At 62.0% G+C, this 13,240-nt stretch carries 10 protein-coding genes and 1 pseudogene; 8 read left to right on the forward strand and 3 right to left on the reverse strand.

Annotated features, from left to right (window positions below; translation table 11 throughout):
* Nucleotides 1-6: 6 nt before the first annotated feature.
* Together AC13QO_RS12600 and AC13QO_RS12605 are read left to right on the forward strand one after the other, a co-directional pair.
* Nucleotides 7-3,765, forward strand: coding sequence for a FecR domain-containing protein (locus tag AC13QO_RS12600; protein ID WP_085778641.1), 3,759 nt, complete (start codon nucleotides 7-9; stop codon nucleotides 3,763-3,765).
* Complete coding sequence (locus AC13QO_RS12605; RefSeq protein ID WP_085778642.1) at nucleotides 3,765-5,735, forward strand: adenylate/guanylate cyclase domain-containing protein; 1,971 nt, start codon at nucleotides 3,765-3,767, stop codon at nucleotides 5,733-5,735. Before AC13QO_RS12600 ends, AC13QO_RS12605 begins: the two co-directional genes overlap by 1 nt.
* Before the next feature lie 50 nt (nucleotides 5,736-5,785).
* Here AC13QO_RS12605 and AC13QO_RS12610 read toward each other — a convergent pair whose 3' ends face one another.
* Nucleotides 5,786-6,373 carry a TetR/AcrR family transcriptional regulator gene (locus AC13QO_RS12610; protein WP_085778643.1) on the reverse strand — a complete coding sequence of 196 codons (588 nt, stop codon included), beginning with the start codon at nucleotides 6,371-6,373 and terminating at the stop codon, nucleotides 5,786-5,788.
* A 140-nt stretch (nucleotides 6,374-6,513) separates the two neighbouring features.
* Between AC13QO_RS12610 and AC13QO_RS12615 the strand changes: the two genes are divergently transcribed.
* From AC13QO_RS12615 to AC13QO_RS12630, 4 genes and pseudogenes are all read left to right on the forward strand, one after another.
* Nucleotides 6,514-7,071 carry a DUF308 domain-containing protein gene (locus AC13QO_RS12615; RefSeq protein WP_085778644.1) on the forward strand — a complete coding sequence of 186 codons (558 nt, stop codon included), beginning with the start codon at nucleotides 6,514-6,516 and terminating at the stop codon, nucleotides 7,069-7,071.
* A gap of 153 nt (nucleotides 7,072-7,224) precedes the next feature.
* Entirely contained in the window at nucleotides 7,225-8,205 is a 981-nt protein-coding gene (locus AC13QO_RS12620) for an SDR family oxidoreductase (RefSeq protein ID WP_085778645.1), read from the forward strand.
* A 231-nt stretch (nucleotides 8,206-8,436) separates the two neighbouring features.
* The gene (locus AC13QO_RS12625) at nucleotides 8,437-9,546 is read left to right on the forward strand and encodes a sulfite oxidase (RefSeq protein WP_085780118.1); all 1,110 of its coding nucleotides are present in this window, start codon (nucleotides 8,437-8,439) and stop codon (nucleotides 9,544-9,546) included.
* Nucleotides 9,547-9,751: 205 nt separating this feature from the next.
* Nucleotides 9,752-10,186, forward strand: a pseudogene (locus AC13QO_RS12630) (EamA family transporter); the annotation flags it as partial.
* Between the two features lie 115 nt (nucleotides 10,187-10,301).
* Here AC13QO_RS12630 and AC13QO_RS12635 read toward each other — a convergent pair.
* Nucleotides 10,302-10,847 (reverse strand): GNAT family N-acetyltransferase, encoded by a 546-nt coding sequence (locus tag AC13QO_RS12635; RefSeq protein ID WP_488540813.1) that lies wholly within the window; start codon nucleotides 10,845-10,847, stop codon nucleotides 10,302-10,304.
* A gap of 30 nt (nucleotides 10,848-10,877) precedes the next feature.
* Entirely contained in the window at nucleotides 10,878-11,639 is a 762-nt protein-coding gene (locus AC13QO_RS12640) for a nucleotidyltransferase domain-containing protein (RefSeq protein ID WP_488540814.1), read from the reverse strand.
* Between the two features lie 274 nt (nucleotides 11,640-11,913).
* On the opposite strand from AC13QO_RS12640, the gene AC13QO_RS12645 reads away from it, so the two are divergent.
* The gene (locus tag AC13QO_RS12645; RefSeq protein ID WP_488540815.1) at nucleotides 11,914-12,609 is read left to right on the forward strand and encodes a fumarylacetoacetate hydrolase family protein; all 696 of its coding nucleotides are present in this window, start codon (nucleotides 11,914-11,916) and stop codon (nucleotides 12,607-12,609) included.
* A gap of 10 nt (nucleotides 12,610-12,619) precedes the next feature.
* Nucleotides 12,620-13,150, forward strand: coding sequence for a gamma carbonic anhydrase family protein (locus tag AC13QO_RS12650; RefSeq protein ID WP_085778647.1), 531 nt, complete (start codon nucleotides 12,620-12,622; stop codon nucleotides 13,148-13,150).
* The last annotated feature ends 90 nt before the right edge of the window (nucleotides 13,151-13,240 follow it).

Genomic DNA, 13,240 nt, shown 5'->3' on the forward strand with positions numbered 1-13,240 from the left:
GAGGACATGCGGGGTTATTCCAGTAACATCTGTCGCATCGGGGTGGCGCTTGCATTTGCCGTGCCTGGTTTCGGACTGCCGGCAATGGCCGATCCCGTGCCGCGCGCCACGCCGGTCGCCGGCTCAGTCATTGCCCGCAAGACCGGTGAGGAAGTGCGATTCATCGACGTGTCGGACTGGCGCGTCGTTGACATCAATCAGGATCTCCTCACCGGCGACGTGCTGCGCACCAATGCCAACGGCCAGCTCGCCATTGTCTTTTCCGATCACACGCAGGTCCGCCTCGGTCGCAATTCGTCGCTGCAGGTCAAGAAGATGGCCGCCAGCGGCGATACGGTGCTCAATCTCCAATCCGGCACCATCTGGGCACGCGCCGAGCGCGGCGGCCAGGGCCTGACTGTGGAAACACCGGCTGCCGCAGCAGCTATCCGCGGCACCGACTGGACGATGACCGTCGAAGACGCCAAGACCTCGATGATCGTGCTCGAAGGCCGCGTGGCGCTCAGCAACCCGCAGGGCAGCGTCGATGTAAGTGAGGGCGAAGGCGCCGTGGCGTCCATTGGCCAGGCGCCGCACAAGATCCTCAGCGTCAATCCTGACGACCGTGAACAGATGCTCTTTTATCTGGACCTGCGCGGCGGCTTCGACTTGCTGCCGACGTCGCCGCTGCGAGCCGATCGCATGGCGACCGAGCGTCGCCGCCTGCTGGCGCTGGCTCCCGAGCGCCGCACCACCGAGGACTGGTTGGAACTGGCCGAAGCGCAGAGCGCCTACGACGGACGCCAGGCAACCACCGCAACACTGCAGAATATCCGCGGCCGCAAGCTGACGGCAGCCCAGCAGGCGCGCGTCGACCTGATTGACGCCACCATTGCCGGCTCCGAAAAGCGCTATGGCGATGCCGCAAAGCTCTTCCAGAAGGCCCTGCCGCAGCTCGACCCGACGCGTCGCAACATGGCGCAATATGGTGGCTATTTCGCCCGCTCCCTCGCTGACCCCTCCCATGCCGAACCGCCGCCGGCCAATAGCGCCGGCCCTTATGGCGCAATCATGCAGGCCTATACCGCAGGCTTCCTGGAAAACCCGCGCGCAGCGCTCGAGATAATAAAGAAAGCGGAACGGCGCTATCCCGATGACCCGACCCTGCCGGCGGTCCGCGCCGAGTTGGCGCAGCTCACCGATGACCGTGAGCAGATGAAGGAGGCGATAGAACGCTCGCTGGCGCTCGACCCCGACCATCCGATGGCGCTCTCCGCCCGCGCCGAATACAAGGCAGCCTATGAAAGCGATACAGACGGCGCTCTCGCGGACCTGAACCGCGCAATCGAGCTTGCGCCCGGCTCGTCGGGCACGCTGAACTCGCTCGGCCTGCTGCAGAGTTCGCGTGACGCCAATGGCGAAGCGGAGGAGGCCTTTCTCAAGGCGATCGCGCTCGATCCGCAAGATCCAGTGGCGCATGCCAATCTCGCGATCCTCTATCTCGATCAGGGGCGCATGAAGGAAGCCAAGCGCGAGATCGACACGGCGCTCGCCGCCGAGCCGGGCTTCGACATCGCCATTCTCGCCCGCGGCCGCTACTACCTGCAGATAGGAGAGCGCGACAAGGCGCTGGAAGACCTGCTCGCCGCCAGCACCGCCAACCCCACCCACTCGCAATCGCAGCTGATGCTCGCCGCCGCCCATTATGAAAAGGGCGACCGCATCCCCTCCGAGCAGGCGCTCGACAATGCCGACCGACTGGACAACAACGATCCGGCGATTCCAGCCTTCCGCACGGCCGTCGACATCGACGACTATGACGCTGATGGTGCGATCCGCAATGCCCAGGAATTTCTGCGTCGCTCGCGTGCCCGCGGCGGCGATTACAGCGGTCTTGGCGCCAATGCAAGCGCCGGCTCGACGCTGAACAACGCCTTCCGACTGCAGGGCCTGGATGCCTGGGGCCGCTATTATGGCGATGCCGTTTTCGATCCTTTCGAAGGCAGCGGCTATATCGACCAGTCGATCAAGGGCAGCATCTTTCCTTTCGTAAACGCCGCCAACTTCAGCGACGACAATATCATCCAGAACCGCGGCAATGCGTCGAGCTACTCATCCTTCATCCAGGGCTTGCTGATTTCTCCGCACATGCTCTCCGGCCGTTCGCGCTCCGCGTCGCTCTTCGATGTCCCCTTCATCGAAGGCTCGCTCGGCGGCGGCATCAACAGCGTCGACGGGCATACAAGACGTATCGGTGAAGCCGATATCCAGGGGTATTCCAATGAGACCATCCCGATCAGCTTCTACGGCAACTTGACCTGGGAAGAGCTGGCGCTCGACCGCGACTACCGGAATTTCGGCGATGTCCAGACGGACAACAAGCTGCTGGGCGCCAACGGTTATCTGACGGCAACGGTCACGCCTGATGATCGCGTGGTAGCCTTCGTCAACCATGGCAAGAATGATGGAACGCTGGACGCGCAAACGCAGGGCACGGTCCTGACGGACCTGTTCAATTTGGCGGGCATTCCGATCAGAACGATAGTAACGTCGGAATATTTCCGCCGCGATGTGGAGAACGAGCTAACCAATGCCGGCATCGGCTGGAGCCACACCTTCGCCTATGAAAATATATTGAACGGTGCATTCCTCTATTCGGAAACCAGATCGCGGACAGCAAGCTCTCTTCAAGCCGACGATGCGCCTCTTTTCCCCCTACCCGATCCAGACATCATTCCCGTCCTTGATGGGGTCGAGGACATCTCATCCAAAACTTACATCGGGGCGCTCAGCCATTCCATCGGCAGCGGGCCGCTAACCTGGCGATACGGGATCGAGGGTGGGTGGATAGACACCAGCAAGACCGTCTCATCCCGGTCTTATGAAATCATTCCTCTCTTCCCGGTCATCCCGGAAGTCATCAGCGGTCCCAGCACAGCCAACAACACCGTCAGTATCGGTCGCGCCTATGTCGATGTGCTGCATGAGATCACGCCCGATCTCAAGGGCGAATACGCCTTGTTTGCCACGCGCCTGGAAGGCGATGGCATCGACATCAGCCGGCTGGAGCCGCGCTTCGGCCTCGCCTGGGCGCCGGTTCAAAACCACTGGCTGCGTGCCGCCTTCATGCGGCAAAGTGTTGACACCACAGTGCCGACCCTTGCCCCAATCGGCATACTCGGGCTGCAGGCCAACCAGTTCTCCACCAATCCGCAAGGCTATACAGATACGCTTGCCCTACAATGGGATGCCGAATGGACTGACCGCTTCTTCACTTCGGTGGAGTACCAGCATCAGGAACTCCACGATTTCTCGATCGATTTTCCGCTGATCTCGCTTCCCTCGGATACCAGCTTGCCGATTTCGCGCGGCAGCATCGATCGCGCTTCCGTCACTGCCAACGTCGCGCTCGGCAACGGTTTCGGTCTTTCCGCCACCTATGCCTATATGGATTCGGAGAACAGGGACCCGCTCGAGCCGATCTACGGTGGCCCCCTTCCCTTCATACCGCAGAACTCCGGACAGATTGCGCTGACCTGGGTGAACGAAGCCAAGGTCAAGGCCACAGTTGCCGCCAACTATATCGGCGAGCGCGACGGCGATCGGTTCGGCACCAAGCTCGACGATTACTGGACCCTCGACGCTCACCTGGTCTGGGAGCCGTTCGACAAGCGGGTCGAGCTGGAGGCAGCCGCCTATAACCTGCTCGATGAGGACTTCGAGATCACGCCCGGCGTGCCCGGCTGGGGCCGCGCCTTCAAGGGCACGCTCAAAGTCCGCTTCTGATGCGGATGCGGGACAAGCCCCGGCAGGCTAGGCAGATCAGGAGCCGTCATCTCAGGCTCCTGATACTGTCGCTGACCACGCTGATCGCCATCTCGCTCCTGTCGCGCCTCCCCGCCTGGTCGCTGCTGGAGCTCAGAAGCTTCGACTATCTGTCGACCGTCGACGATCCCCGTCCGCCACCCGGCGGGCCGGTCATCGTCGCCATCGACGAACCCTCGCTTGCCGATATAAACGCGCAATGGCCCTGGCCGCGCAGCCTGCATGCCGAGCTCATCAGCCAGTTGCGCGCCGCCGGCGCCCGCGTCATCGGCCTTGATATCATCATGGCCGAACCCTCATCATCGGATAATGACGCGGCGATCACCAGGGCCGTCGGCCCCGATGTCGTGCTGGCCGGCGACGAGACGCTGATCGAGACGCCGCAGGCATCGCAACTGATCCGGGCGACACCCCTGCCGCAATTGACCGAAGCGGGCGCCGTCACCGGCATCGCCTCGATCGATCTGAGCGGTGACGGCATCTTCCGACGCATCCCGGGCTATGAGGATGGCTTCGCGGCGATGCTGGCAAAGGCCTCGGGCGTGGCGCCCGAAGCGCTGCCTGCCGGCCGGCTTATCCAATCCTTCGGCCCGGCCCGCAGCTATCCCACGGTCTCCTATTACCAGGCGCTTGACCCGAAGAACCTGCTGCCGCCGGGCTACTTCAAGGACCGCGTCGTGCTCGTCGGCCTCAGCCTGCAGAATGCGCCCGCCATCGACAAGGGTGGCGTCGACGCCTTCGCCACACCCTATACAGTTCATACCGGCAAGCTAGTCTCCGGCGTCGAAATCCAGGCTACGATCTACGACAATATCCGCGGCGGCCTGTCGATCGCCGAGGCCCGGCTGCCGACGGTAGCCGCCTGCATCCTGATATCGGTGCTGCTTGCCGCCGCCACCGTCTGGCGCTCAACGGGCTGGCTGACGGTCGTGAACAGCGTGGCGGCCCTCCTCGCCTTCGCGGCCGTCAGTGCCGCCGGCATCCGGCTCACCCATGTCTTCGTTTCACCGCTCGGCCCGACGGTCGCCTATATCTCGGTTGTCTTCGGCCAGGCCGCCTTCGATTTCGCCGAGGAGCGCCGCAACAAGCGTCAGATCACCCGCGCCTTCGCCCAATACATCTCGCCCGATCTCGTCAAGCGCCTGTCGAGTGACCCGTCGCAGCTGAAGCTCGGCGGCGAGCGACGCACGCTTTCGGTTCTGTTCTCAGACGTGCGCGGCTTCACCACGATCGCCGAGACGCTGAAAGATGATCCGGAGCAGCTGACCGGCCTGATCAACCGGTTGCTGACGCCGCTTTCAGACGTGGTAATGGATCACGGCGGCACGATCGACAAATATATGGGCGACTGCATCATGGCCTTCTGGAATGCGCCGCTCGACGACCCCGACCATGCGCTTCACGCCGTGCGCGCCTCGCTCGCCATGCAGGCGGCGATTTCGCGTCTGAACGGTCAGCTGGAGCGGGAGGCGGCCGCACTCGGCCGCAAGCCGCATGTCTTGAAGATGGGCGTCGGCATCAACACCGGCGAGTGCATCGTCGGCAACATGGGCTCGACCCGCCGCTTCGATTATTCCTGCCTTGGCGACAGCGTCAACCTCGCCTCCCGCCTCGAAGGCGCCTCGAAGAATTACGGCGTGGCGCTGCTGCTCGGCGAGGAAACCGCAAGGCTGGTCGCTGACACCTATATCGTCGTCGAACTCGACCGCATCATCGTCAAGGGCCGCACCGCCCCCTCACCCGTCTTCACCGTCGTGCACAAGGCCGACGCCAAAGCGCTGGCCGCCCACCAGGCATTCATCGACGCCAAATATGCCGCCACGCTCGCCCCGTCGGACCCGGTCTTCGACAAGCTGGCCGCCGATATTCCCGAGCTTGCCGGCTATTACGCGATCGTGCGGGATGGGCTGGCCGCCGATGGCGAGGAATGACCTGAGGGACTAGATTTCACCAGCAGGCGGCTTCGGACTAGGGGTTAATCCTAGCGACCCGCTGACCGCAGCCTCGCAAACTCAGGGGCAACGACTGCGATGAACACCCCGGTATTGCCCAAAGCCCTCGCCGACAGCATCGCCCCATGGACCGATGCCATCAGCATTTGCGCCTGCTCCTCCGGCCGCTTTTCCAGCTGAAACAGACCTTGCTCGACCCCAGCCTCCAGCACCGAGGTTAGCCAGCCCGCGAGATTCTGGAAATGCGCGCGGACGCGGGATGCGACCTCGTCCGGCAGCATTTGCATTTCACTCGCCAGCATTGCGCAGACGCAGAACGGCTGCGAGGCATCCCGAATGCATGTGTGCCAATAGTCGATATAGAACTGCAGCTGATCGGCCGGGTTTGCGGCCTGCTCGCGCAGAGACTGCAGACCCGCCTGCGCCTGCTTGATGTAGCGATCCACCAGCGCCGAGACGAGATCGGCCTTCGTGGGAAAATGATGGTGGATGCTCGCTTTCCTGATGCCGATGGCAGCCGAGATATCGGCATAGCTGAAGCCGTTATAGCCTCCCGCAACAATGAGAGACTGTGCGATGTCGAGGATTTTATCGGAAGTCGAAGCCATTGCTTTCATAGCGTCGCCTATCTTTTGGTAGGCATATTGTCAAGCCTATTGCTGTCCTCATCCCCTCACAAGAAGGTGTCCGGCCATGGCGTTGACTCGATCCAATAGACTTCCTACTAGTAGGTAGCCAAAAAACAGGGAACCCTCCGATGCAAAGCTTTTCCTCAAGCCAGTCCAACTGGCTGCCATCCTATTATTTCACACGTGCCGCATTCTCCGTCACCTGGATTGCCACCGCCATTCTGTTGGGGCGTCAGTCTGGCCCCGCCGCCTTTCTGCTGGTGATCTACCCTCTATGGGATGCGCTGGCCAATCTGGTCGACGCCCGGGCCAACGGCGGCCTGAAGGCCAACCCGTCCCAAGCGCTGAATGTCGTGGTCAGCACGATCATGACGCTCACCGTCATCATCGCCGTCAGCAGCAGCACCTATGCGGTTCTTGCCGCGTTCGGCGTTTGGGCGATCTTCTCCGGCCTGTTGCAACTCTATACCGGCGTCAGGCGCTGGCGCCTCTACGGCGCCCAATGGGTGATGATCCTGAGCGGCGCCCAATCGGCCCTTGCCGGCGGCTTCATGATCAGCCAGTCCCTCGGCACCACGGCGCCGACGATCCTGGATATCGTCCCCTATGCGGCATTCGGAGCATTCTACTTCCTGCTTTCGGCAATCTGGCTCGTCGTCGCATCCTATCGCAAGGCGCAAGCATAGACGCTGTCGGTCCTGCGGCGGCAAGTTCGAAGCCGCTTGCCGCCGTTGAAAGGCCGACCGCCAGTGTGGCCTGCGATTTGCGGAAGACGATCAAGCTCTTTCGCGCTATGAAGAGTGACCGCATATCCCGCCCACAGACCCTGAGGTCACTCCATGGCTTTGAAAGTCCTCTTCATTGGCGGCACCGGCCAGATCTCCCATCCATGCGTCGAACGCTCCGTTGCCGAAGGCCATCATGTCAGCGTCTTCAATCGCGGCCTGAGAAGCGCCGCCTTGCCTGAGGGGGTAACCTCGATCGTCGGCGAACTTGGATCGGCCGCCTATGTCGATCTCGCCAGGGCGAATTACGACGTCGTCTGCCAGTTCATCGCCTTCACGCCGGATCAAGTGTCGCGTGACATCGGGGTCTTTTCGGGCAATTGCGGCCAATACATCTTCATCTCATCGGCCTCGGTCTACGAAAAGCCGCCGCGTCATTACGTGATCTCCGAGGAGACCCCGGCGATCAATCCTTACTGGCCCTACAGCAAGGCCAAGATCGCCTGCGAGGAACTGCTCAGGAAATCCGGCGATCTTGCATGGACGATCGTCCGCCCCAGCCACACCGTCCGCACCGGCCTGCCGATCATGATGGGCGACAGCGATATCATGGCGAGGCGCATGCTCGACGGCGACCCCATCATCGTGGCCGGGGACGGCCACACGCCCTGGACGCTCACCCGCTCAGTCGACTTCGCCGTGCCCTTCGTCGGGCTTTTCGGTAAAAAGGCCGCGCTGAATGAGATTTTCCACATCACCTCGGACAGAGCCCACATCTGGGACGATATTCAAAAGACGATCGCAAGATTGCTCGGCGTGGAGGCGAAGATCGTCCATGTGCCAACGGACACGTTGATCAAGTACAATCCGGAATGGATCGGCTCCCTCCTCGGCGACAAGGCATGGACGGCAATTTTCGACAATTCGAAGGTCAAGCGTGTGGCGGGCGACTTCACCTGTGCCGAGAGCCTCGATGAAATCCTCGCCGAACCGATCATGCACCTCAAGCAGCGGCTGGCCAAAAGCCGCCCGCCGAGAGGTGAACTCGATGCACTGATCGACAGGATTTGCGCGGAGCAAGGGGCTCTTGGTTAGTTTGGTCCTTTGCGGGGGCGCGGTGTCCGCGGCTGGTACAAAATTGCCGTGACGCGTTGACCACTAACGGCTCTTTGCTGCCGGTCGAGGTCGGTCCGAGCAAGGCGCGGTATGTGCTAGAATGCTGCCCTTAGGCGGAATGCGACAGACGCACTGCGAGGAGCGATGTGACCGAGGGAATTCGCGCAATGGAGAGCCGACGTTGTGCTCTTGGAAGGGGAGACGAGGACGATGCCGACACCACAGCAACCCAGTCTGATAGTTCGACAGAAGTCCCCACCAAACACCGAGTTTCCGTTTGCGTCGCTCTCCGATGGGCTAATCCCAACCGAGCTGTTCTTCGTGCGAAACCATTTTCCGTCACCGGAGCTCGATGCGCGAGACTGGAGATTGCGTATTGACGGGGCGGTGGAGCGGCCGATCGAACTTGACCTCGACAGCATCAAGGCGATGCGGAGCACGACATTCACTGCAGTCGTCGAATGCGCGGGGAACGGGCGCGTCTACTATGTGCCGCCGAGGGAGGGGCTGCAGTGGCAGAACGGCGCCGTCGGCAATGCCGCGTGGACAGGTGTTCTTCTGCGCGAGATTCTGGAACTGGCCGGTATTAAGCGAACCGCACGTGAGGTTCTGCTCATTGGCGCCGACAGCGGCGTCGTCGACACGAACAAGAAAACGGCTTCTCCCGGCCCCATCGCTTTTGCACGCAGTTTACCGCTTGAGAAGGCCATCGCTGACAGCACGATCCTTGCCTATTCGATGAACGAGGAGCCGTTGACGCGCGATCACGGCCACCCGCTACGCGCGGTCGTGGGTGGCTGGTTCGGCATGGCTTGGGTCAAGTGGATCACGCATATCACGGTCGTGGAGCAACCCTTCCTTGGCTATTGGCAAGCGCGCGACTATTTCCGTTGGGAGCGCAGCCTCGGGGAACCCACGCTGGTCCCCCTTGCGGAGATGGAGGTCAAAGCGCAGATCGCGCGCCCCGTACAGGGGGCGCATCTCATCGTCGGCCAACCGTACCGGATTTTCGGAGCCGCCTGGAGCGGAGAGGCTGCTGTCCGGCAGGTTCAGGTCTGCACCGGAGATGGCAGGGGCTGGCGCGAGGCAAGGCTCCTCGAAACAGAACGCCCCTTTGCATGGCGCTTGTGGGAGTACATGTGGACCCCTGAAGACGTGGGGCGATATACGCTACGATGTCGCGCGGTCGATGCGGCGGGGTGCGTGCAGCCCGACCTCCAGCGTTCCGACTGCGAAAGCTACGTGGCAAATTGGATCATTCCGGTGGAGGTTACGGTCGTCCCTGAGCCACAGGCGTACCAAGAGGAATTCGTGATCTAATCACCCGCATGAGGCGGAATGGCGGGTTATGGCGCGAAGCGGCCGAGGCTCGTCGGCTGTCGGCCCCAAGCGCCTAGTGATCGGGAAATGCTGCGTTTTCATCGTAGCCGGCCCGCCGACAATGAACGTCGTCCTCGCGCGCAACAGGAGAAGTGCCGACGCCTTCATCTGTGCAGCCCCCGGGGAATTGTGGCATAACTGGGCCATGGTGATACATGTCTTGGCGGTCCATCGCGACACGGTCGAGACGGAACAGGCGGCGAGCGGTTCGCCTGCAGGCGCCTATTCCGTGGGGGTTTTCTGCTGGCTGCTGTTGGCCGGCGTCTATATCGCCGCGAAATGGGTTTCTTCGGAGATGCCGCCCTGGGCGCTTTGCTTCTGGCGGGTGCTGATCGCCTGGGCGATCCTGATGCCGATCTTGCACCGGCATTTCGGCGACATGGTGACACTCGTGCGGGCCCGCGGCCTCGAACTGCTCGTCATCGGCGGAATGGGGCTCGCCATCTGCCAGGGGCTGATCTTTGTCGGCCTCGAATATGCCGATGCCACCACCGCCGGCATCATCACCATGATTCTTGCACGGTTCATTCTGGCTGAGCCGATGGGACGCTGGCAGGTGATCGGATCGATCCTCGCCTTTTCCTGCTGAAGCCAACGACCAGAGTCGAGGCGACCAAGAGCTGAGCACGAGCGAAATGGCTTTCATAGTGGCCGCTTCTGGTGCCAAGCAGAGATCGTCCTGGGCCTGCGCACTGTTACCGTGGGCGTCTGGATGACCTCGCGAACATGTACATGTTGGTGGGCGCGCCGTGCAGGATCACCTCGCGCTCGAAACAGAAGCCGCATTTCTCAAGAATGCGTCTCGAAGCGGCATTGGCGGTTCGAACCAATCCGATCACCTTCTCCGCCTGCAGATCGTCGAAGGCAAAGGTCAGCGTTTCCCTGACCAATTCCGTGGCATATCCGCGCCCCCAGCTATCAGGTTGCAGATGATAGGAAAGATTGACGCCTTCGAATTCCTTGGAAACGGTTACGCCGCCAAATCCTATCAGGGCATTGTCTGACTCGACCGCCCAACGCCCGAACCCATGATCTTTCCAATGGCCGATGTCACGCGCAAGCCGTGCTGCACTTTCCTCCGGCGTATCGGGCCGGGGCACGGGCCGATGCGCGACCACTTCCGGCCGCGAAAAAAGTCGAGTGAGGAAATCGAGATCCCGTTGCATGGGAATTCTGAGCAGCAATCTGGCGGTACGCCTCACTCGCGGCTGAGAGGCATTCTTGAATTCGGTCGCAAACATCTTCCATCCAATCTCGAACACTCGCCAATGTTACAGATACTCTTCCGACCGCCGCGCCGCCACCGGAGCCTCCTGCTTGAAGCCATTGAAACAGCGCCCGCCGTGTAAGTCGAGCTCCCTGTCGGCCAAGGCCAGGAACCGGGTGCTGTTACCCTGCACCGCAAGCCTGAACGCCGTATCGAATTCCGCCGCCAATCGGGGCTCGAGCTTCCTGATGAGGCGCGGCGCCCACTTGCCGCGGCCGGTCCATGCGCCGCGCCCGAGCAGGATGAGGTCGGCTAGCTGCTGGTAGAGAAGTGCTGAGATAGCGGCGATCTCTTCGGGCGGGCGGGCGCCGCGCAGATCGTCGGCGAGATCCGTGACCTGATAGCGCAGCATATCGTAGCTTGGGCCGTCGAGAGGTTTCGGCCCTGCCGCCAGCACTTTCGCCGCCTTTGCCTGGATAGCGCGGGCGCGCTCGATATTCGGCCCTACGATGCTGCCCGTCGCAACCATATTGACCATGATCGGACAGCGGCTCTCCGCATCTGCATGGAGATAATGCGCCAGCGTCTGCGGATCGTGGACAAAGGCCTCGACCGGAAAACCGTCTTCGGTGAACGATTCCCGCCAGGCTGTCTGGAGCGACGGAAACACCACGACGAGATCGATGTCCGAAAACGTGGTCCCCTCACCGCGCATGATGGAGCCGGTGACATATGCAAAGGCAGCCCCTGCATAGCGGCTGGCGAGACAACAGCCGGCAGCGGCAAGCGCCCGCTCGGCAAGATTCTGTTTCTGAAGTTCGTCCACGATCTCGTCCTCGAATGCGGAAGACGAGCGGCAACAAAAAACCCGCTCGTTTCCGGCGGGTTGGTGTCTTCTGCAATGAACGGATCAGTTCACGCGTCTGCCACCCACCGCCAAACGGTGGTCGGAGACGTCGTGGAGACTGCGAAAATCCGGCTCATGGCAGAAACGATATCGCCCTGCGGCGGCAGCGTCAATCTGCCGGGCACGCTTCCCCGCCGCGCGGTTTTCCGTCTAAGATGAGCCAAAGACTCGATAAGCACAGGAAAGGCCCGCTATGCCCCATCCCGCCACCGTCATCCCGCGTCCCGCACCGGTTCTACTGCCGGTTGAAGGCAGCGACGAGCGCTTTCCGGTGCGCCGCGTCTATTGCGTCGGGCGCAATTATGCCGACCATGCGATCGAGATGGGTCACGATCCCTCTCGCGAGCCGCCCTTCTTCTTCCAAAAGAACCCCGACAACCTGCTGCCGGCTGGCAATGCTTTCCCTTACCCGCCGCTTTCGAACGACGTGCATTACGAGGTCGAATGTGTGCTGGCGCTGAAATTGGGCGGGGCGAACATTCAGGCCGCCGATGCGCTCGGCTGCATCTATGGCTATGCCGTCGGCATTGATTTCACCCGCCGCGACCTGCAGGGCGAGGCCAAGAAGCTCGGCCGTCCCTGGGAGCTTGCCAAGGCCTTCGAGCAATCCGCCCCGGTCTCCGCAATCGTCCCGGCAAGCCGCTTCGGCCATCCCACTGAAGGCCGGATCTGGCTGGAGCAGAACGGCCGACGTGTCCAGGACGGCAACCTCAACCAGATGATCTGGAAGGTGCCGGAAATCATCGCCGAACTCTCGAAGCTCTTCGTGCTGGCGCCCGGCGACGTGATCATGACCGGCACGCCGGCCGGCGTCGGCGCGGTTGCGAGGGGCGACCGCATCACCTGCGGCATCGACGGTGTTGCGACGCTCTCGGTCGACATTATCTAAGGAGAGACCGATGCCCGTCTATGCGCTTGGCGGATTGACCCCCAAACTGCCGCCCGCCGGCCTCCACTGGATCGCGCCGGATGCGCATGTGATCGGCGATATCGAACTCGGCGAAAATGTCGGCATCTGGTTCGGCTCGGTGCTGCGCGGCGACAATGAGAGGATCACCATCGGCGCCGGCACCAACATCCAGGAAGGCGTCATGGCCCATACCGACATGGGCTTTCCGCTGACGACGGGAAAGGGCTGTACCATCGGCCACCACGCCATTCTCCATGGCTGCACGCTCGGCGACAACGTGCTGATCGGCATGGGAGCGACCATTCTGAACGGCGCAAAGATCAGCAACAACTGCCTCGTCGGCGCCAATGCGCTAGTGACGGAGGGCAAGGAATTCCCTGACAACTCGTTAATCGTCGGCGCACCCGCCCGTGTGGTGCGGGTGCTTGACGAGGCGGCTGTCGAGGGTATTCGCCGCTCGGCGGAAAATTATGTGGCGAATTGGCAGCGGTTTGCGCGGGATCTCAGGGTGATTGGGTGATTGAGAGGGGCCTCTTCCAGGAAAATATGCTTAATTTGCCTTTCGCTCGCCGCTTCCGCTCCTCACCCCCTCATCTGCCCTGACGGGCAT

It is taken from the genome of Rhizobium sp. CNPSo 3670, from assembly GCF_057784555.1.